Origin of the sequence: Kitasatospora sp. NPDC058032 (assembly GCF_042885845.1) — a bacterium.
Lineage (GTDB): Bacteria > Actinomycetota > Actinomycetes > Streptomycetales > Streptomycetaceae > Kitasatospora.
The window spans coordinates 12,171-31,858 of sequence record NZ_JBHVRK010000016.1 but is presented as its reverse complement, the minus strand read 5'-3'; the positions used below and the strand labels follow the sequence as shown (position 1 = coordinate 31,858).

The window sequence follows — 19,688 nt, the reverse complement described above, 5'->3', positions numbered from 1 at the left end:
CGCGAGCCGGCGCGTGCTACCGCGTGCCGTCGAGGTAGGCGAGGACGGCGAGCACCCTGCGGTTGTCGTCGTCGGAGGCGCCGAGGCCGAGCTTCGCGAAGATGCTGGAGGTGTGCTTGCTGACCGCGCCCTCGCTGAAGTGCAGCCGCTGGGCGATGGCGGCGTTCGAGCGCCCCTCGGCCATCATCGCCAGCACCTCCCGCTCGCGCGGGGTGAGCAGCGCCAGCGGCCGGTCGTCGGCGTTGCGGGCGAGCAGCCGGGTGATCACCTGCGGGTCCATCACGGTGCCGCCGGAGGCGACGGTGCGCAGCGCGTCCATGAACTGCGCGGCGTTGGCGACCCGGTCCTTGAGCAGGTAGCCGACCGCCCCGGCGCCGTCGGCGATCAGTTCCCGCGCGTACAGCTGCTCGACGTGCTGGGAGAGCACCAGGACCGGCAGGCCCGGCCGGGCGCGGCGGGCGGCCAGGGCGACCTGGAGGCCCTCGTCGGTGAAGGTGGGCGGCAGCCGGACGTCGACCACCGCGACGTCCGGGCGGTGCTCGGCCAGCGCGGCGGCGAGCTCGGGGCCGCTGCCCACCGCCGCGACGATCTCGTGCCCGTGGGCGGTGAGCAGGAGGGACAGACCGTCCCTCAGGAGGTAGAGGTCCTCGGCGAGGACAACGCGCACGGTAGCTCCATGGTCAGCCGGGTCGGCCCGCCCGGGGGGCTGATCAGCGTGAGCGTACCGTCGAACGCGGCGAGCCTGCGCTGGATGCCCCGCAGGCCGGAGCCCCGGCCCGGGTCGGCGCCGCCCCGGCCGTCGTCGGTGACCTCGGCGCGCAGCAGGCCGCCCACGTGGACCAGCTCCACCGCGGCGTGCCGCGCGCGGGCGTGCTTGACCGCGTTGGTCAGGGCCTCGCTGACCGCGTAGTAGACCGCGGACTCGACCGGGGACTCGGCCCGGCCGGGCAGCTCGGCCCGCACCTCGACGCGCAGCGGCACGTCCAGGGCCAGGGCGCGCAGCCCCTCGGCGAGGCCGCGCTCGGCGAGTACCGGCGGGTGGATGCCGCGGACCAGGTCGCGCAGTTCCTGGAGGGCCTGGGTGACGTTCTCCTGTGCCTCCGTCACCACCGTCTTCGCCTGCGCCGGGTCGCGGTCGATCAGCGCGGCGACCGCGCCCAGCCGCAGGCTCACCGCGACCAGCCGGGCCTGGGCGCCGTCGTGCAGGTCGCGCTCGATCCGGCGCAGCTCGGCGGCCTGCGCCTCGGTGGCGTCCAGCCGGGTCTCGGTCAGCTGCTCGACCCGCAGGGCGAGGCGGGAGCGCTCGGTGGGGCCGAGCAGCGCGTGCGTCCAGCGGCCGTGCAGGCGCAGCGCCGGCCGGGCCAGCGCCGGGCCCGCGGCGGTACTCGCGAGGCCGAGGGCGAGGGTGAGCGCGGGGGTGAGGGCGGGGGCGGGCCGGCCGCCGAGCAGGGCCCGGAGCGGGCCGAGGTCCGGGCCGGGCAGCGGCAGGACGGTGCCCGCGAGGGCGTACAGGCCGACGCCGAGCAGCAGCGGCGGGGTGGCGGCGAGCACCCCGCCGACCAGCGGGTTCAGCACCACCCAGAGCACGTCGCGCCAGGTCGCCGGGTCCTTCCAGAGCCAGCGGATGTTGCGGGCGACGCTCGCGAACCAGCGGTTCTTGTGGTAGTCGTGGCCGGTCCAGAACCAGCCGTGCAGGGTGCGTTCGAGCCCCGGGCGCGGCAGGTACGGCGGTGGCACCGGCACCCCCGACCAGCGGCCGGCGTAGGCCCGGGCGAGGCCGGCGGCCGCGCGGGCGAGCCGGGTGGTGGAGGGGAACAGGACGAAGATCCCGAGGCCGAACCAGAGCACGAAGCTGCCGATGACGACCACCAGCAGCACCAGTTCGGCGGGGACGACCGCCGTCAGCACCAGCAGCCGGCCGAGGGCGGCGACGCGGCCGGGCCGGTCGGAGTGGCCGGGCCGGTCGGCGCGGGCGGCGGGTAGCGGGCGGTTCACCGGGCCTCCGGTCGCTGGTCGATCGTCCTGTGCGGGAGCGGCCCCGCCCGGGTGGCGGTCCGTCGCCCCGTCATGATCCCAGCTCCGTCGACGGGGCCCGGCGGTCGGGGCGGTCGGGGCCGTCCGGCTGCTCGGGCTGGTTCAGCCGGTGCGCCGTCCGCAGGCAGAACGCGCCGAGCAGGACGAACGCCACCGCCACCGGTATCCCGAGCGCCCGGGGCAGGTAGAGCACCAGGAACCAGCTGCGCACGGAGGGCGTGAACAGCGACAGGGCGAGCGCCACCAGTCCCTGCGGCGCGATCAGCAGGATGCCGCCGGTGGTGAGCAGGCCGACCGCCGCCGAACGTCCGTGCGAGAGTCCGGCCGCCGCCGCCGGAGCAGCATCCCCCGTGTCCGCCGACCTGGCAGGCTTCGCGGACTCCGGGGTGCGGCGCAGTCCCTTGCGCAGCACGTCCAGCAGCTCCGGTCCGCGCGCCTCCAGCCGACGCCCGGCCGCGCGGCCCAGCCCCCACGTGTACAGCGCGCCGGTGAGCAGGCCCGCCGGCACCCCGGCCCAGCGCAGCGGGGCGCTGGACAGCAGGGTGCCGGCCAGCACCACGCCGGCCGCGGGCAGCGCCGCGAGCAGTTGCAGCCAGAATGCCGCCAGGCCCTGGGCCCGGACGTGTTCGGCGCTCTCGTCGGCGAGGTCGTCCAGCGGGCCGCCGCCGGGGCGGTCGGGCGACGGGGCGGCGCCGAGCACCGCCATCAGCGGGATCAGCCCGGCCGCCGCGCCGAGCACGGCCGGCAGCACCGCGAACACCCACGGCCGGACGGCACCCGGGGCGACCGGGAGCGCGGCAAGCGTCAGCAGCAGCGCCACCGGGGTGGTGACCAGCAGCCAGGCGGCCTGCCGGGCCCGGACGTCGGCCCGTTCCGCGCCCGGCACCACCAGCGTCAGCCAGAGCGCGCCCGCGTCCAGACCGTACAGGTTGACGCAGAACGCGCCGGCGAACACCGCGGCGACCACCCCCGTCCATGGCAGCAGCTGGCCGAAGCCGTCGAGCAGCGGGAGCAGACCGGTGAACACGCCCGTCCAGAGCGCGGTCCGCAGGAACCGGGCCCGGCGCGGGTCGCGCCGCCAGAGCAGCAGTTCCTTGGCCAGGACCGCCCCCGCCGGGGTGTCGGGGAGCAGCCGGTTCCGCGCCCGGGGGCGGGCGGCGGCCCGGTGGGGGCGGGCGGTGCCGCCGCGCACCAGCTGCCGGGAGAGCAGCGCCGCCCAGGCCGCCAGCAGCAGCCCGCACACGGCGGCCAGGGCGCCGAGCGCGGCGAGGGCCGTCGGCCAGTCCGAGCGGCGGGCCGCGTCCACCGCGACCACCGCCCAGCCCGAGGGCAGCACCCGCACCGCGGTCTGCGCGCCGGCCGCCCAGTCACCGGTCCCGAGCCGGACCAGGAAGCCGATCGCGAACCAGCCGGAGTTCAGACAGGCCATCACCAGGCCGACCAGCAGCGCGGACAGCTCCCAGCCGAGGCGGAAGCGCAGCACGCCGCCCAGCACCTGCGGGGTGAACTTCGCCAGCACCACCACGAAGAGCAGCTGGAGCAGTACGGCGGGCACCGCGACCACCGCCGCCGCCGGCCCCTGGCGGACGCCGTAGGCGAGCAGCCCGCCGAAGGCGACCAGCGCGAGCACCGGGGTGACGCCGACGAAGGCGGCACCGAGCAGCCCGACGGCCAGGCTGCGCGGGCGCATCGGCACCATCGCGAACCAGGCCGGCCGCAGGGTGGAGTCGCCGCCGGTGACCAGCGGCCCGAGCGCCCACCCCAGGCTCCACAGCAGCTGGGCCAGCGCCAGGACGCCGAACCCGGCCTCCGGGGTCGCGTAGTCCGCGAAGCCGAGCAGCGCGGTGCCGACCGCGCCCGCCCCGCCGCACACCGTGCCGACGACCAGCCCGGCGGCACGCGGGCCGGACATCGACCGCCGAAGGACGGTCGCCTTCATGCCGGTGAGCACGGTGATCGCCACACGGCCGCCCGCTGCCGGCGGAACCGTCAGGAGGCCAGCCATTCCAGCCCCTCCGTTCCCCCGGTCCGGGCGCCGACCAACTCGACGAACACGTCCTCCAGAGCCCGCCCGCCCCGCACCTCGGCCACCGGCCCGGCGGCCGCCACCCGGCCCCGGGCGATCACCGCGACGTGGTCGCAGAGGCTCTCGACCAGGGCCATCACATGGCTGGAGAGCACCACCGAACCGCCGGCCGCGACGAACCGCTGCAGGATCGTGCGGACCGTCGCCGCCGACACCGGGTCGACCGCCTCGAAGGGCTCGTCCAGGACCAGCAGCCACGGTGCGTGCAGCAGGGCGGTGGCCAGGCCGATCTTCTTGCGCATCCCGGTGGAGTAGTCGATCACCGCCGTCCGGGCCGCGTCCGCCAGCTCCAGCACGACCAGCAGCTCCTCCGTCCGGTTGTCCACCGTCCGCCCGTCCAGACCGCGCAACCGGCCCAGGTACCGCAGCAGCTCCCGGCCGGTCAGCCGCTCCGGCAGCGCCAGGCCGTCGGGCAGCACGCCGACCAGCGCCTTGGCCCGCAGCGGATCGGCCCACACGTCGACGCCGAACACCTCCGCCCGGCCCGCGTCCGGCCGCAGCAGCCCCACCGCCATCGACAGCGACGTCGTCTTGCCCGCGCCGTTCGGCCCGACCAGCCCGTAGAACGAGCCGCTCGGCACGGTCAACTCCACCCCGTCCACCGCCCGGTGGGACCCGAACCGCTTGCTCAGCCCCGCCAGCCGCAGGGCCGGCGCACCCTCGCCCTCCACCCGCACCGCTCCTCGCACCGCACCCTCCCACCCGCACCCGGCCCACCCCCTCCGGGCGACCCAAGGCAACGCTAGGACGGACACGATCGAGGCGGAATCCACCCCGCCTCACTCTTCGGGGTGGGGCTGGACCCACCCCTGCCCTGCACCTGGCATCCGGCCCCCGACCTGCGCCACCGCACCCCGCCGCCGGCCATACCCACGGCCCGCTCGGCCCGGAGGGGACGGGCAGCGGTCACGGGCAGCGGCCTGCCCAACACACCACCAACACACCCACCGGCAATCCGAACCGCGACGAATCCCGGGCGGCCCCGCCCGGCGCGGTCAGCGGGCGAGGACCCTGGCCAGCCGAGCCGCCTCCGCCCGGACCCGGCGGGGCGCCGTGGGGGCGGTCAGGGCATCGAGGGCGGGGACGGTGGTGCGGATGCCCTCGGCGGCTGCGCAGTCGGCGGCGAGGGTGAGGACGGCCGGCAGTCCGCGGCGCGCGGGGTCGGGGGCGAGTTCGGTGAGCATCGCGGTGAGCACGGCGAACACCTGCCGGCTCGCGCCGCCGCGGGCGGCGTCGGCGAGCACGGGCATGATCCGGTTCGGCTTGACGACGGACAGCCGCCACAGCGCCGCGAGCCACTCGCCGAGCGCCTCCGCCCGCAGCCGGCCGCGGGCGACAAGCATCAGCAGGGCGTCCAGGGCCGCAGTGCGGTGCTCGGCCCGGGCGGCGGTCATCCCGTAGGCGAGCAGGAGATGGCTCACCGGACCCGGCTCGCCCGGGAGTTCCGCGAGCCGGGGCAGCAGGGGGTTGGGTTCGCGGGGGCCGGGTTCGGACACCTGGAGCGCCAGAGTGGGCAGGCCGTGCGCGGCGACGGTCTCCGGGTCCCAGGGCGCCAGCCAGGGCAGCTGGGCGAGCTGGCCGGCCGACGTCCGGAACACGGCCGCGAACCATCCGGTCCGGGTGGGGTCGGGCAGTGCGTGGAGCAGCCCGATCACCCCCTCCGACACGGCCGGGGCGGGGGCGAGCGGGGCGATGCGCGGGGCCGTCGGTGGGGTCCAGTCGTTCGGGTCGACCCGCTCGGGCCGGTCCGGGGGTTGGACGTGGAAGCCCTCGGGTGCGGGCGGCGGTGTGTCGGGCGGCAGGTCGCAGCCGAGTCCGGCCGCCGCCGCACGGACCGCCGACAGCGCGGACGGCGGCACCCGGAGAAGCGCCTGGGCCAGATCGGCGGGCCAGGGGCGGGCACCGGCCGCCCGGTGGGCCGCGAGCCGTTCGGTCAGCACCGACGGATCGAGGGTGCCGTCCGCTGCGGTGGGGGTGGCGAGGAGCACCGGTACCGGCGCGTCGGCGACGCCGCAGGCCACTTCGAAGACGCGGAGCGCGGGGATCAGGGCGGGGCCGCGGAGCGGGTCCCGGAGGGCGAGCAGTTCGGCGCCGAGCGCGGCGGACCGGTGCTCGCGGCCGGTCAGGGCGTCGAGCAGGCAGCCCAGCGCTCCCCCGACGCTGCCGATGCCCGCGAGGAGGACCGGATCCTCGCCGCGGCCCCGGACGAGCGGAGCGAGCGCGTCGGCGAGGGCGGCCCGGTCGCGGTGGTGCTCGGCGACCAGGGCCGCCAGCACCACCTCGAACTCCCCGGGGTCGGGCGTCCGGTCGGCCAGCACCGCGGACAGCCGCTCGGCGAGCTCGAACGGCCCGCCCGGCGCGGGCGGAAGGGCGGCGGGCCGCCCGGGCCCCACCACCGCGGAGCGTTCGGCCGGCGCGGGCGGGGCGGCCAGCAGCTCGTACGCGTCCGACCGCAGGGCGGGGCCGAGGGCGGTGGCGGCGGTGCGCACGGCCTCCGCCGTCGCCGGATCGGCGGTGTCGGGCAGGTGGCGGGCGACGAGGCGCAGGGCGCGTTCCTGGACCGCGGGCGCCGGGTGGGCGAAGGCCACGGCGAGGGCGGGCAGCAGCTCGTCGGCCCCGGCCGGGTCGCGGCGCAGCGCCGCGTCGGCCCAGCTCAGCTGGACGGTGGCGAGCGTCTTCTCCGGCCGGGCCAGGATCCCGGCCGTCAGCTCGGTGAACAGCTCGGCGGCGAGCCGGGTGCCCACCGACCGCAGCGCCGCCTGGGCGGCCTTGGCGGCGGTCGGCGCGCCGTCGACGGCCAGCCGGATGTGGTCGCGGGCCCGCGCGGCGACCTCCTCCGGGTCGGGAGCCAGCTCCGCGTACAGCCGGAGGAAGCCGCGCAGGTTGCCGGGCCGGTCGCCGCGCAGCAGGCTGCCGAGGCAGCGGTCGATCAGCTCGGCGCGGTCGAGCACCCCCTCGCCCGCCAGGGCCGCGAGCACCTTGGGCCACTCGTTGTCCGGCCCGAAGCGGGCGGCGTAGGGATCGGTGAACTCGGCGCCGACGTCCGGGAACTCGAACAGTCGGCGGACGAACTCGGGGAGCCTGGGCTGGGCGCGCAGCCAGGAGAGCAGCGTGTCGTGGTGCGGCGCCGGCGGGCGCAGGCCCTGATCGGCGAACCACTCGCCGATCTCCTGGTGGTCGTAGCGCATCAGGGTGCCTTCGCGCACCCAGCCGATCAGATAGCCGTCGGTGGCGGGGACCTCGGCGCCGGACCAGACGGCGAGTCCGTGGGTGATCAGCCAGCGGAAGGCGTCGCCGCCCGCGGGCAGCCACTCGGCGAGCCGGACCGCGAGTTCACGCTGGAACGCCGCGTCGCGGTGCGGCAGCAGCAGGACCGACAGGAGGTCCCGGGCGTCGGTGTTGGCGGAGCCGCCGCCGGGCAGCGGCCGGGTGAGGGAGAGCAGCCGGCGCGCGGTGAGCCAGTCCAGGGCCTCCGCCGGGGTGGCGGCGGAGAGCACCCCGGCGAACTGCAGGGCGGCGAGCTCGTCGTACGCGGCGGAGTAGCGCCGCGGGTCGCCCGAGGACAGCTCGCGCAGCAGCTCGGTGCGGAGCCGGCGCAGCGGGGCGCGCAGATGGTGCAGCTCGCGGGCGGGCACGGGCGACAGCCGGTCGACCACCGCCTCCGGCAGCCGGGCGGCGATGAGCGCGCGCACCTCGTCCCACGCGATCGTCCCGCTCGTGCGACCGGTCATGACACCCTCCTCCGCCCGCTCCGGTTGGTGATCGCGAAGCTAGCGGATGCCACTGACATTGATGCGGCCCCGCCGAGGCGGTCGCGCCCGGCCGCGAGACGCCGGCCGGGAGACGCCGGCCGGCGCGGGGGCGCTCGCCGCGGCCCCGGACGCCCCCCGCCCGACGCGCGCCCCGGGAATGCCGCCGAGGCCCGCACCGGACGGTGCGGGCCTCGGCGGCGTGCCGTTGTCGTCAGGCCCGGCGGCGGCGGGCGGTGCGGACGGTGTGAACGAGGACGCCGACGAGCAGGAAGAGGACGCCCTGGTAGACGGCCTGGTAGCCGGCGCCGGCGACGAGCCAGGCGGAGAAGGCGAAGGCGCCGAGGGCGAGGGTGAGGTCGCGGGCCAGGCGGGTCGGGGCGACCCGGTCGCGGTCGCCGGCCAGCAGCCAGCGGAGCTGGGCGGCGCTCGAGAGCAGGTAGGGGACGGTCGCGGTGAAGGTGGTGACCAGCACCAGGGTGTCGAAGGCGGCCTTGGCGCCGGAGGCGAAGTCGAGGACGGTGAGCAGCGAGGCGAGGGTGACGCCGGTCAGCACGCCGACGACCGGCACGCCGCGGCGCTCCTTGGCGAAGACGGCGGGGAACAGGCCGTCCTTGGCGGCGGCGTACGGGGCCTGGGCCGAGAGCAGGGTCCAGCCGTTGAGCGCGCCGGTCATCGAGACCAGGGCGGCGACGGCGACGGCCGTTCCGCCCCAGGAGCCGCCGAAGACGGCGTTCACGGAGTCGGAGAACGGAGCGGTGGAGTGGATCAGCCGCTCGTGGGCGACGGTGCCGAACACGGCGAGCGTGCCGAGCAGGTAGACGACGGCGGCGCCCGCGGTGCCGAGCACGCTGGCCCGGCCGACGTTGCGCTCCGGGTCGCGGACCTGGCCCGCGCTCATCGCGGCCGACTCCACGCCGAGGTAGCTGAAGAGCAGGAGCCCGGCGGAGGCCGTCGTCCCGCCGAGCCAGCCTTCGCCGGTCGCGTCGAAGGGGCCGAGGTTCGCCGGATCGAAGGAGCAGAGGCCGGCCACCGCGACGATCGCCAGCGGGATGAACTTGAGGACGGTGGCGACGAGCTGGACGGCGCCCACGTACCGGGTGCCGGCCAGGTTGGCGAGCGCGGGCAGCCACTGGACGGCCAGCGCGCAGCCGAGGGCGAGCGCGGTGGAGTGGCCGACGGCCGGCCACAGCACGGCGAGGTAGCCGACGGCCGCGACGGCGAGCGCGGCGTTGCTGACCCAGGTGGTGATCCAGTAGGACCAGGCGGCCACGAAACCGGCGAAGTCGCCGAAGGCCTCCCGCGCGTAGACGTAGGGACCGCCGGTGCGCGGGTCGCGGCGCGCCAGCCGTCCGAAGACCAGGGCCAGCGTGATGGCGCCGACGGTGAGCACGGCGAAGGCGAGCAGACTGACCGTCCCGTACGGGGCGACCGCGGCGGGGATCATGAAGATACCGCCGCCGATGATGTTGCCCATCACCAGGGCGGTCGCGGTCGGCAGACCGAAGCGGCGGACGGCGGACCGGGGTGACGGCGCCGGGGGCGGGGACGACGGCCCGGGGGACGGCTGCGCAGGGGATGGCTGCGCCGTGGGTGCCTGCCGGGTCACGGCCGGGCTGGTCTGCATGAGGGTGTGGTGCCTTTCTGGTCCTGCTCGCTCGGTGGAGCGCAGGCCCATGCTCACGCAGTGGACACCTTGTACCAAATCGGTGGTATTTGTCCTCCCGGTTGCCCCGCGGACCGAAAAACCTCCGGTCGCGCGACGGCCGGGCGGGCACTCGTCCGGCACCCGTCAGCGGGGAACACCGGGGATGCCGGGGATGGCGGGGTGGCGCCGGGGCGCGAACCCTCGCCCCCCGCCTCACCCCCTCCTCAGCGCACCGAGTGCCGCAGGATCTCCAGGACCTCGCCGCCGATGGCGGCCTCGTTCTGCTCGAAGACCGGCCCGGTGAGCTCGTCCGTCCGCTCCGGCAGGCCGGTCAGCACGGGGGTGTGCAGATGGCCGCCGGGCAGTTGCGGGGCGAGCTCCAGGCGCAGCCGGTTGCTGCGGTAGGCGACCTCGTTGGAGAGGTAGCCCCCGCCGCCGCCCGCGACCGCGCGGGAGCCGGGGGTCGGGCCGTCCGCCCGGTCGACGGGAGCGGTCGCCCCGGCGGGGATCTCGGTGACGGTGGTGTTCAGCTTGACCGGGAACGGCTGCTGAACGGCCGTCATCGGCCCGGCGGGCAGGCTGGTGGCGATGAACTCCGCGCCGGGGCCGAGCCCGGGGGCCGTGACGGGGTGTTCGCGGGTGCCGCCGGAGAGCACGCCGGCGTTGTCGGGGTAGGGGTCGGCGGAGCGGGCACGGCCGGCCCAGGCCTCCAGGGTGAAGAGTCCGGGGTAGCCCTGGCTGATGGTGGTGATCTGGTCGGCCGAGCGGTGGCCGGGGGCGAGCCGGGGGCCGAAGGCGCGCTCGACGATGCCCCGGTCGAAGTCGCCGTAGCGGACCGGGAACACCACCGCCTGGATCTCGGCGGGGGTGCCGTCGGCGAGCGTGATCCGCCGTCCGTCGAGCTGCAGGACCGCCGAGCCCGAGGGGTTGGCACGGCGCGGCTCGGCGTCCAGGCCGAAGGGGTCGAAGCCGCTCACGAGGATCCGGCGCACCCCGGGGCGGGCGCTGAAGCCGCTGTCGGCCAGGCCGCGCGAGGCGTCCTCGAAGCGCTGCCGCAGGGCCGCCGCGTCAACCGCGAAGTCCGGCTGCCAGCGGGCGAGTTGGATGGTCATGGCAACCCTGGCCCAGTACAGCGGGCGGTCGTCGGCGGCCGGCAGGTCGCCGCCGGGTCGGCGGCCCTGGGCGCGGTCGGCACCGGCCCGCCAGAGCGCCTCGCCCCAGGCGTCGACGATCCGACCGGCCCCCGCGGCGCCGCGCGCGCCGCAGAGCGCGGCGGGGAAGCGGCGGACGAAGTCGCCGAGGCCCCCGCGCTCGGTGAGGGCGGCGGTCCGCGGGTCCGCGGTGCGCGCCTGCTCCCGGTCGAGCGGCGCGGAGTCGACGGTCCGACAGGACGGGCGGGCCGGCTGCGCGCTGGCGGCGGTGGCGGGGAGGACGGTGGCGGCGAGAGCGCCGATGAGGGTCGCGGCGAGGGCGACCCGGCGCCGGGCGGTCGTCATGGCGTGGACACTACAGTCGTGCCCCCGCGCTTCACCAGAGCGCCTCGTCGACGCCACGTTCGGTGACGGCGGGCGGCGCCGACGGACGGAGATCCCCAGCGGAACGGGCTCCCCCTCCCCCTGGCGGGTCACGCGCCGTAGCGGTTTACTGGGAGTGAGCAGGGCAGGAGACGGAGGCCCGGCGATGGAATGTCCCCACCCACCCGGATTCCACGCTGAGGTCCGCGCACAGTACGCGGCCGCCGGAGCCGAAACGGCCCGGCTGCTGCGCTCGGTGTCCGAGGACCTCTGGACAGCGCCCACCCCGTGCCGCGACTGGGACGTGCGCACGCTGGTCAACCATCTGGCGGCCCAGCGCCTGCGGGTGTGCCAGGCGGTCGCCGGCTACACCCCGGAGCAGCTCGGCCACCGCTTCGAGGGCGATGTGCTCGGCCGCAACCCGCTGGGCGTGTGGACGATGGCCGTGCAGAGCGCCCTGCGCGCGCTCAACCGCCCCGGCGCGCCCGACTTCCTGGTGCGCCTGCCGTACGGCCTGCGGGACGCCGGCGGGTACGCCCGGGAGCTGACCGCCGAGACCGTCGTGCACGGCTGGGACCTCTCCCGGGCGCTGGGCGAGCGCGGGCGGATGCCGCCCGGCGCCGCCCGGTACGCGCTCGCCGAGTTCCGCGGCTACCGCGACCTGGCCGGCTCGGGCCGGTTCGACCCGCCGCGCGCCGCACCCCCGGGCGCCGACGCGGAGGACCTGCTGCTGGCCCTCACCGGCCGCGACCCGGCCTGGTCGGCCGACCGGATCTGATCCGCCGGACCCGGTCGCCGACCGCGTTTCCCGCCGGTCAGCCCGCCTGCTGCTGCGCCATCGCGGCGAGCGCGCCGGGCTCGTAGGAGCCGCCCGCCCGGTGGACGATGACGTTCATCCGGGTCGCCGCGTTGATCAGCGCGATCAGGCAGACGAGCGCGCCGAGCCGGTCGTCGTCGAAGTGCTCGCGCGCCTCGGCCCAGGTCGTGTCGGTCACGCCGTGCCGGTCCAGCACGGTGGCCTCCTCGGCGAGCGCCAGCGCGGCCCGTTCGGCCTCGGTGAACACGGTGCTGTGCCGCCAGACGGCGACCAGGTTGAGCCGCAGCGCGCTCTCCCCGGCCGCCGCGGCCTCCTTGGTGTGGATGTCGACGCAGAGGCCGCAGCCGTTGAGCTGGCCGACCCGCAACTGCACCAGCTCGCGCAGGGTCTTCGGCAGCGTCGACTGCTCCAGGACCAGCGCCGTGTTGAAGAAGCGCTTGGCCAGCTTCGCGGCGGTCGGGCTGTCGAACAGGTCGAAACGGGGTTCCATGGTGGGGTCCTCACTCGTGGGAGGTCGTGTGCTCGCGCACCGGACGAGCACAAGATGCCGCCGGGCCGCGTGCTGTGACGGCCCGTCGGTGTGAGCTGGAACACCGCGCCCGGATGTCACAGAACGGCGCCCCGCGACGTCCCGTGACCATGGGCAAGCAAACACCGGACCGCCGGCGCTTCCAGGACCGTCGAGACCCCCAGGGCCGTCAGGGCCACCAGGGCAGTCAGGGCCACCAGGGCCTTCGGGAGACCGACCCCACCGGCCTCGCCACCGAGGCCTTCCTCACCCACCGCAACCTGCTCTTCACCGTCGCCTACGAGATGCTCGGCTCGGCCGCCGACGCCGAGGACGTCCTCCAGGAGACCTGGCTGCGCTGGACCGGCGTCGACCAGGACACCGTGCGCGACCGGCGCGCGTACCTGGTCCGCATCACCACCCGGCAGGCACTGAGCCACCTGCGCACGCTCGGCCGGCGCCGCGAGTCGTACGTCGGCCCGTGGCTGCCCGAGCCGCTGCTGACCGCACCGGACGTCGCGGAGGACGTCGAGCTGGCCGACAGCGTCTCGACGGCGATGCTGCTGGTACTGGAGACCCTCGCCCCGACCGAGCGGGCGGTGTTCGTGCTGCGCGAGGTCTTCCGCCTGGAGTACGGCGAGATCGCCGTGGCCGTCGGCAAGACCCTGACGGCCGTGCGCCAGATCGCCCACCGCGCCCGCGGCCGGGTCGGCGAGCGCCGGCCGCGCGGGGCGGTGTCGGCCGCCGAGAACCGCCGTGCGATCGAGGCGTTCCGCCGGGCCGTGGAGACCGGCGAACTGCAGGGCCTGCTCGACCTGCTCGCCCCCGACGTCGTCCTGCTCGGCGACGGCGGCGGCGTGCGCCGGGCCGTCCCGCACCCCGTCGTCGGCGCCGAGCGGGTGGCCCGGCTGCTCACCGAGGGGCTGCCCCGCCTCGCCGGCACCGCAGCCGTGCGGCCCGCCCTGGTCAACGGCGGCCCGGCCCTGCTGGTCGGCCTGCCCGGGGAGACCGACAGCGTCGTCACCCTGCGCCTGGACGACGGGCTCATCACCGCCCTCTACGTCGTGCGCAACCCCGAGAAGCTCTCCCGCCTCACCCGCGCGACCCCGATCACCCGCTGACCCACGGCGGCCACCCGGTGACCCGCGACGGTCACCCGGTGGTCACCGCGCGAGGCGGCCGAGCAGCGCGGAGGAGGCCGCGATGCCGAGGACCGTCGCCAGGACGAGCACGCCGAAGTCCAGCAGCAGGTGCGAGGGCGTGCCGATCAGCAGCCCGCGCAGCGCGTCCACCTGGTAGCTCAGCGGGTTGGCCCGGCTGACCGCCTGCAGCCAGCCGGGCATCAGGTCCACCGGGTAGAGGGCGTTGGAGGCGAAGAACAACGGCATGGTGATCGCCTGACCGATACCCATCAGCCGGTCGCGGGTCAGCACGATGCCGGCGATGGTCATCGACAGGCAGGAGAAGAAGGCCGAGCCGAGCACCACCACCGCCACCACACCGAGCAGCCGCAGCGGGTTCCAGGTCATCGCGACCCCCAGCAGCGCCGCGAGCACCACCACCACGGCGGCCTGCAGCACCGCCTTCACCCCGGCGGCGAACGCCTTGCCGGTCACCAGCGCGGCCCGCGGGGTCGGGGTGACCAGCAGTTTGGTGAGCACGCCGGAGTCGCGCTCCCAGATGATCATGATGCCGTAGAAGATCGCGACGAACATCGCGGACTGGGCGATGATCCCGGGGGCCAGGTAGTCCAGGTACGGGATGCCCCCGGTCGGGATCGCCTTCAGCCGGGTGAAGGTCTGGCCGAAGATCAGCAGCCAGAGCGCGGGCTGGACCGCCCGGGTGTACACCTCGGTGCGGTCGTGGCGCAGCTTCTGCAGCTCCACCGCGCACATCGCCGCGACCCGGGCCGGCACCTGCCGCCAGCCGGTGCGGGCGGGCGGGGGCACCAGCAGCAGGCCGAGGTCGGGCGGGGCGGGCGCCGCCCCGGGCCCGTCAGCCGACGCGGTTGGCCGTGCGGCGGGTTCGGCGGACATCGTTGAAGTCTCCTTCCCCACCCTCCCCCGGGCCGCCGCGGGAGAGCCCGCGGCCCGAGAAGTGGCGGAACACGTCGTCCAGCGAGGGGTCGGGCAGTCGCGGGTCCTGCTCGCGGACCCGGGCCTTCAGCTCCCCGGGCGTGCCGAGCGCGCGGATCCGGCCGCGGTCCATCAGGGCGACCCGGTCGCAGTGGCGGTCGGCCTCGTCCATGTAGTGGGTGGTCACCAGCACCGTCATGCCGGTGGCCCGGCGGACGGCGTCGATCCGCTCCCAGACGCCGGCCCGGGCGATCGGGTCCAGGCCGATGGTGGGCTCGTCGAGCACCAGCAGCCGCGGTGCGCTGACCAGCGCCTGGGCCAGCTCCAGCCGGCGCACCATGCCGCCGGAGTAGGTGCCGGCCAGCCGGTCGGCGGCCTCCGTGAGGTCGACGGCGGCCAGCGCCTGGGCCACCCGGGCGGCCCGCTCGGCGCGCGGCACGTCGAAGACCCGGGCGAACAGGGCGACGTTCTCCCGCCCGGTCAGCCCGGCCTCGGCGGACAGTTGCTGCGGCACGTAGCCGAGCAGCCGACGGACCTCCGCCCGCCGCCGGGCCGCGTCGTGGCCGAAGACCCGGACCATGCCGGAGGCGGTGGGCAGCAGGGTGGTGATCGCCCGGATCGTGGTGGTCTTGCCGGCGCCGTTGGGGCCGAGCAGGCCGAACACCTCGCCGGCCCGCACCGTCAGGTCGACGCCGTCGACGGCCTTGGTGCCGCCGCCTTTCCGCCGCCCGCGGTGGAAGGTGTACTCCAGGCCGCGGCAGACCACCGCCGCCGGCGCCTCGTCCGCTCCGTCGGTCATCGCCCGGCCCTCCCTCCGGCCGTCGCCACCCATCCCGGCTCGGCCGCCCGCCCGCGCAGGCCCGCCGCGACGCCGCGCAGCGCGGGCAACGCGGCGGCCAGCGCCGCCCGGTCGTCCGCCGACAGCCCCGCCACCACCTCGCCGACCAGCACCTCGCGCCGGGCCCGCCAGGCCGCCAGCCGTTCGACGGCCTCGTCGGTGGCGTACAGCAGCGCCGCCCGGCGGTCAACCGGGTCCACCTCGCGGCGCAGCAGACCCAGCGCGACCAGCTGGTTGACCAGGGTGGACACCGAATTGCCGGCCAGGCACAGCTCCTCGGCGGCGTCCGAGACCCGCAGCCCGGGGAAGTCCGCGACCAGGCGCAGCAGTTCGACCTGCGCGCCGCGCAGCCTCGGTTCGCTCAGACCCTCACGCAGCCGGCGCCGCACCAGGCGCTGGATGCCGACGAGGAGGGTGGAGAACTCCTCGCCCAGCGCGGTGTCGGGCGTGTCCGGGGCAGCCGCACTCATAGTCCGATTTTACCTCTCAGTGAGAGCTATCCGTCCAGAGCGAGCCGGCCTCCGGAACGGTTGACGTCCGATTCGCGCCAGCCCAACCCCCCGTCCGCTTGGTGGACTTCGGGAACCGATCACCCGCCGCGCCCGGACAGGAACGCCGCCATGCCCCTCACCACCGCCGCCACCTCGCGACCCCTGCCGGGGTCCCGGTCCCGGACCGGCGGGTGGCCCGCCGTCCTCGCCGTCACCGCGGGCGTCTTCGCCATCGTCACCACCGAGATCCTGCCCGTCGGCCTGCTCACCCCGATGGGCGCCACCTTCCGGATCTCCGACGGCACCGCCGGGTTGACCATGACCCTGCCCGGGCTGGTCGCCGCGGTGGCCGCGCCGGCGGTCACCGTGGCGACCCGTCGCGCCGACCGCCGCACCGTACTCCGCGCCCTCCTGCTGCTCCTCGCCCTCGCCGACCTGCTGAACGCCTTCGCCCCCGCCTACGCGGCGGTGCTGGTGGCCCGGGTCGCGCTCGGCCTGGTCATCGGCGCCTTCTGGTCGATCGGCTCGGGACTCGCCCCGCGTCTGGTGCCGCCGGACCGGCAGGCCCGCGCCAACACGGTGATCTTCACCGCCGTCCCGCTCGGCTCCGTCCTCGGCGTCCCGGCCGGCGTCCTGCTCGGCTCGCTCGCCGGCTGGCGCGCGGCCTTCGCCGCGATGGGCGTGCTCACCCTGCTGGTCCTGGCCGCCCTGTCGCTCTGCCTGCCCCCGCTGGCCCCGCCGGACACCACCACCGGCCTCGGTGTCCTGCGCGGACTGCTCACCGACCGGGGAACCCGCACCGGCCTGCTGGTGACGTTCCTGATCGTCCTCGCCCACTTCGGCGGCTACACCTACGTCACGCCGTTCCTGGCCGAGGTCACCCACGCCGGACCGGCGGTGATCAGCGGTCTGCTGCTCGCCTACGGCGCCGCCGGGCTGCTCGGCAACCTGCTCGCCGGCCACCGCGCCGCCCGCGCCCTGCGACCCGCCTTCACCACCGCCGCCGCCCTGCTCGCCGCCGCCACCCTGCTGCTGCCCGTCCTCGGCACCACCGGCCCCGGCGCCACCGTCCTGCTGCTGCTCTGGGGAGTCGCCTACGGCGCCGTCCCGGTCTGCTCCCTCAGCTGGTTCCTCGCCGCCGCCCCGCACGCCCCCGAGGCCGCCGGTGTCCTCTTCACCTCCTCCTTCCAGGCCACCATCGGCATCGCCGCCCTGCTCGGCGGCGCCGTCGTCGACCGCACCACCCCCTCCACCGTCCTCCTCCTGGCCGGCGCCACCGCCCTGCTCGCGGCCGTCACCGCCCTGCTGACCGCTCCCGCCGCTACGACATCCCGATGAGCACGCCCGTGGGCAGCAGGGTCAGTCCGGCGCTCACCGGCCAGTACACCCACCCGCCCACGGGCCGCCCGGACCGTCCGGCCCGCCGCCGGACACCCTCGTTCGCCAGCCACCACAGCGCCGCGGACGCCAGCACCACCGGCCCGCCGAGCACCAGCCACGGCAGCGGGCCGTCGTTCTCGGTCGGCTCCCCCACCGTCCATCCCAGCGCCTTCAGCGGCCAGTTGACGGCGAAGTACCACAGCAGCCAGACCGGCACCACGGCCGGCAGGCCCAGCACCAGGTTCACGACCGCGGCGGCCGGTGAGTACGTACGCATCCGGCCAGTATCCCCGGCCCCGGACGGGACACCGTCCGGGGCGTCGCGGGGCGCCGGCCGACGCCGGTCCGAGGCCGCCGAACGCCCGCGGGCGCGGCGACGGGCGGGACTCCTCGACTCCTCGACCCCACCGGCGTGCACGATTGTCGGAGGCCCCTGGCACGATGCCGTCATGCTCGCCACCCACCCCGACCGGCACCCCGACGGCGCACCGCCCCTCCCCGGTCTCCGAGGGGAGTTCGAGGTGCACCTCACCGTGCGACCGGACGCCGCCGAGGCGTTGACCGCCTGGGCCACCGGCCACGGACTGAAGTTCACCCACATCCTGCTCGACCGCGGCGCCACGCCCTCCCAGCCGATGCTCACCCTGCGCGCCGGCGGCACGCTGGAGGAGGTCGCCGCGACGGCCGACCGGACGGCGCAGCGGCTGGCCGGGGCCGGGTTCGCCGTGCTGCGCACCAAGATCGAGGCCTCTCCGTGGGCCCTCGGCGTCCCGGCCGAGGACGGCGACGCCGCCGCGCACGGCCCGGCCCGCTACTTCGAGCACCACGTCAAACTGCTGCTGCCCGGGCCCGCCCCGGCGCCCGGCCTCGCCGAACTCGCCGTCCGGCACGGCGCCCACCTCTCGCACAATCCCCGCCGGGTGCGCGAGGACGGCCACCGCGAGTGGTTCGTCACCCAGCGGTGCCGCCGGGTCGGCCTGGCCACCGCGGGCCACCGCCTGGAGGCACTGCTCACGGACCTCGCCGCCGACGGCCACCTGATCGCCTCCGTGGAACGCGAGTTCGTCGCCGTGGACAGCGACGAGGCGCTGGACGCGGGGTGGCTGACCGACCACAACCGCACCGCAGAAGGAGATCCCCGATGACCAAGGAGCAACCCCTCGCCTGGGAGGGCCTGGAGTACGGGCCGTGGCAGGGCCTGCTGCTGCCCGGACAGCCCCCGCCGGAGGACGTCCGGAAGGAGCGGGACCTGCCACGGTCCATCCGGCCGATCGACGACGAGGCGGTGCGCCAGCAGCCGGTCTTCGACCCCGCGCTCGCCGGCTACGCCCGAGCCCTGCGGCCCAGCGAACCCGTCTTCGACGACCCCCGGCTCGCCGAGCGCTGGCTCACCGCCCGCCGCGAGGCGCTGAGCACCGTCCTGTCCGCCGTCGCCGCCTCGCCGTGGGCGGAGCACCTCGTCCTGCGCGGCAGCGTCCTGCTGCGCGCCTGGTACGGCGAACAGGCCAGGGAGCCGGGCGATCTGGACTTCGTGGTGCAGCCGAGGGACTGGCTGCTGGAGGACGAGCGGACCGGCCGGATGCTCGCCGAGCTCGCCGCCGACGCCGAGGCGCGCTCCGGCACGGTGCGGCTGCACGCCGACCGGGCCGTCGACGACGACATCTGGACGTACGGCCGGGTCCCCGGGCGCCGGCTGGTGCTGCCGTGGACAGCCCCCGACCTGCCCGGCGGCACCGTCCAGCTGGACTTCGTGTTCACCGAGCACCTGCCCGCCGCGCCGCGGCCCTGCGACCTGCCCGGCGTCGACGGCCCGCTGCTCGCCGTGACGCCGGAGCTCTCGCTCGCCTGGAAGATCCTCTGGCTGTACTTCGACTCCCACCCGCAGGGCAAGGACCTCTACGACGCCGTTCTGCTCTCGCGCACCGCCGAAATGTCCTACGAGCTGCTGCGCGAGGTCTTCACCCTGTCCGATGCGGGCTACGCCCGGTGGCCGCTGCTCCCCGGGAGGATCGCCGAAATCGAAGCCGACTGGGAGGAGTTCGCCAAGGACTACCCCGACTTCACCGGACCGGTCGAGCAGTACCCGGCCGAACTGCTGGCCGGACTCGCCACCACCTTCGCGGGCCCCGGCGAGTACGCGCTGCGCGCGCTGGCTCGCACCCGTCATCGAGGGGCAACGGGAGGTCCTGGCCAGCGAGGGCATGCCCGCGGTCCAGCGCTGGCTGACCAATCACTACATGTACCCCGCCGACGCCCTGGTGCTCGTCACCGAGCTGCTGGACGGCGACCTCGCCGCCGCCCGCCGCTTCCTGGGGGACCACGCCCACCTCGACCAGTACGTGCACGGCCTGGCGGAGGCCGCCGAGCGCTTCGCCGCCGAACTGGCCGCCGGGTAGCCGTCCTGGCGCCCGTCCGGGGGGCGGGCGCCAGGACGGGCCGTGGGCCCCCCCCCCACACCCGCGGCGGGGGGCGCGGCGGGGGGCCGCCGCGGGGCCGGCCGCGGGGGGCCACAAACCCCCCCCCCCGCGGGGCGGGGCCCCGCGCTATG

The 19,688-nt window shown here is 76.2% G+C and carries 17 protein-coding genes; 5 read left to right on the top strand and 12 right to left on the bottom strand.

Annotated features, from left to right (window positions below; all coding sequences use genetic code 11):
- Positions 1 to 16: 16 nt before the first annotated feature.
- The 7 genes from ACFVUH_RS24310 to ACFVUH_RS24280 form a co-directional block, all read right to left on the bottom strand.
- A complete protein-coding gene (locus tag ACFVUH_RS24310) occupies positions 17 to 667 on the bottom strand; it encodes a response regulator transcription factor (protein ID WP_355367325.1) in 651 nt (216 codons plus the stop codon).
- On the bottom strand, positions 631 to 1,995 hold the full coding sequence (locus ACFVUH_RS24305) for a histidine kinase (protein ID WP_387915331.1): 1,365 nt from the start codon (positions 1,993 to 1,995) through the stop codon (positions 631 to 633). The genes ACFVUH_RS24310 and ACFVUH_RS24305 overlap by 37 nt, the downstream gene beginning before the upstream one ends.
- A 70-nt stretch (positions 1,996 to 2,065) precedes the next feature.
- Positions 2,066 to 4,039, bottom strand: coding sequence for a hypothetical protein (locus tag ACFVUH_RS24300; protein ID WP_387915330.1), 1,974 nt, complete (start codon positions 4,037 to 4,039; stop codon positions 2,066 to 2,068).
- Positions 4,024 to 4,791: an ABC transporter ATP-binding protein gene (locus ACFVUH_RS24295; protein WP_387915329.1), complete on the bottom strand. Its 768-nt coding sequence runs from the start codon at positions 4,789 to 4,791 to the stop codon at positions 4,024 to 4,026. Before ACFVUH_RS24295 ends, ACFVUH_RS24300 begins: the two co-directional genes overlap by 16 nt.
- Before the next feature lie 324 nt (positions 4,792 to 5,115).
- Positions 5,116 to 7,851 carry a DUF6493 family protein gene (locus ACFVUH_RS24290; protein WP_387915328.1) on the bottom strand — a complete coding sequence of 912 codons (2,736 nt, stop codon included), beginning with the start codon at positions 7,849 to 7,851 and terminating at the stop codon, positions 5,116 to 5,118.
- A gap of 232 nt (positions 7,852 to 8,083) precedes the next feature.
- Complete coding sequence (locus tag ACFVUH_RS24285) at positions 8,084 to 9,496, bottom strand: amino acid permease (protein WP_355367340.1); 1,413 nt, start codon at positions 9,494 to 9,496, stop codon at positions 8,084 to 8,086.
- Positions 9,497 to 9,741: 245 nt separating this feature from the next.
- Complete coding sequence (locus tag ACFVUH_RS24280; RefSeq protein WP_387915327.1) at positions 9,742 to 11,013, bottom strand: pyroglutamyl peptidase; 1,272 nt, start codon at positions 11,011 to 11,013, stop codon at positions 9,742 to 9,744.
- Positions 11,014 to 11,197: 184 nt separating this feature from the next.
- Here ACFVUH_RS24280 and ACFVUH_RS24275 point away from each other — a divergent pair, with 184 nt between their 5' ends.
- A complete protein-coding gene (locus ACFVUH_RS24275) occupies positions 11,198 to 11,809 on the top strand; it encodes a TIGR03086 family metal-binding protein (protein ID WP_387915326.1) in 612 nt (203 codons plus the stop codon).
- Positions 11,810 to 11,846: 37 nt separating this feature from the next.
- Here ACFVUH_RS24275 and ACFVUH_RS24270 read toward each other — a convergent pair whose 3' ends face one another.
- Positions 11,847 to 12,338 carry a carboxymuconolactone decarboxylase family protein gene (locus ACFVUH_RS24270; protein ID WP_355367349.1) on the bottom strand — a complete coding sequence of 164 codons (492 nt, stop codon included), beginning with the start codon at positions 12,336 to 12,338 and terminating at the stop codon, positions 11,847 to 11,849.
- A gap of 149 nt (positions 12,339 to 12,487) precedes the next feature.
- Between ACFVUH_RS24270 and ACFVUH_RS24265 the strand changes: the two genes are divergently transcribed.
- A complete protein-coding gene (locus ACFVUH_RS24265) occupies positions 12,488 to 13,477 on the top strand; it encodes an RNA polymerase sigma-70 factor (RefSeq protein WP_387915325.1) in 990 nt (329 codons plus the stop codon).
- 42 nt (positions 13,478 to 13,519) lie between these two features.
- On the opposite strand, the gene ACFVUH_RS24260 is transcribed toward ACFVUH_RS24265, so the two are convergent.
- Genes ACFVUH_RS24260 through ACFVUH_RS24250 form a run of 3 tightly spaced genes read right to left on the bottom strand, consistent with a single transcriptional unit; the run spans position 13,520 to position 15,739 of the window.
- Positions 13,520 to 14,392: an ABC transporter permease gene (locus ACFVUH_RS24260; protein ID WP_355367355.1), complete on the bottom strand. Its 873-nt coding sequence runs from the start codon at positions 14,390 to 14,392 to the stop codon at positions 13,520 to 13,522.
- On the bottom strand, positions 14,352 to 15,230 hold the full coding sequence (locus ACFVUH_RS24255) for an ATP-binding cassette domain-containing protein (RefSeq protein ID WP_355367358.1): 879 nt from the start codon (positions 15,228 to 15,230) through the stop codon (positions 14,352 to 14,354). The genes ACFVUH_RS24260 and ACFVUH_RS24255 overlap by 41 nt, the downstream gene beginning before the upstream one ends.
- Entirely contained in the window at positions 15,227 to 15,739 is a 513-nt protein-coding gene (locus ACFVUH_RS24250; protein WP_387915324.1) for a MarR family winged helix-turn-helix transcriptional regulator, read from the bottom strand. Before ACFVUH_RS24250 ends, ACFVUH_RS24255 begins: the two co-directional genes overlap by 4 nt.
- Before the next feature lie 150 nt (positions 15,740 to 15,889).
- Here ACFVUH_RS24250 and ACFVUH_RS24245 point away from each other — a divergent pair, with 150 nt between their 5' ends.
- Positions 15,890 to 17,098 carry an MFS transporter gene (locus ACFVUH_RS24245; protein ID WP_387915323.1) on the top strand — a complete coding sequence of 403 codons (1,209 nt, stop codon included), beginning with the start codon at positions 15,890 to 15,892 and terminating at the stop codon, positions 17,096 to 17,098.
- Here ACFVUH_RS24245 and ACFVUH_RS24240 read toward each other — a convergent pair.
- A complete protein-coding gene (locus tag ACFVUH_RS24240; protein WP_387915322.1) occupies positions 17,082 to 17,417 on the bottom strand; it encodes a hypothetical protein in 336 nt (111 codons plus the stop codon). The two genes, ACFVUH_RS24245 and ACFVUH_RS24240, sit on opposite strands and share 17 nt — an antisense overlap.
- A gap of 172 nt (positions 17,418 to 17,589) precedes the next feature.
- Here ACFVUH_RS24240 and ACFVUH_RS24235 point away from each other — a divergent pair, with 172 nt between their 5' ends.
- Together ACFVUH_RS24235 and ACFVUH_RS24230 are read left to right on the top strand one after the other, a co-directional pair.
- Entirely contained in the window at positions 17,590 to 18,285 is a 696-nt protein-coding gene (locus tag ACFVUH_RS24235; protein WP_387915321.1) for a hypothetical protein, read from the top strand.
- A partial coding sequence (locus ACFVUH_RS24230) for a nucleotidyl transferase AbiEii/AbiGii toxin family protein (protein ID WP_387915320.1) occupies positions 18,282 to 19,688 on the top strand: 1,407 nt, incomplete at its 3' end. The genes ACFVUH_RS24235 and ACFVUH_RS24230, both read left to right, overlap by 4 nt.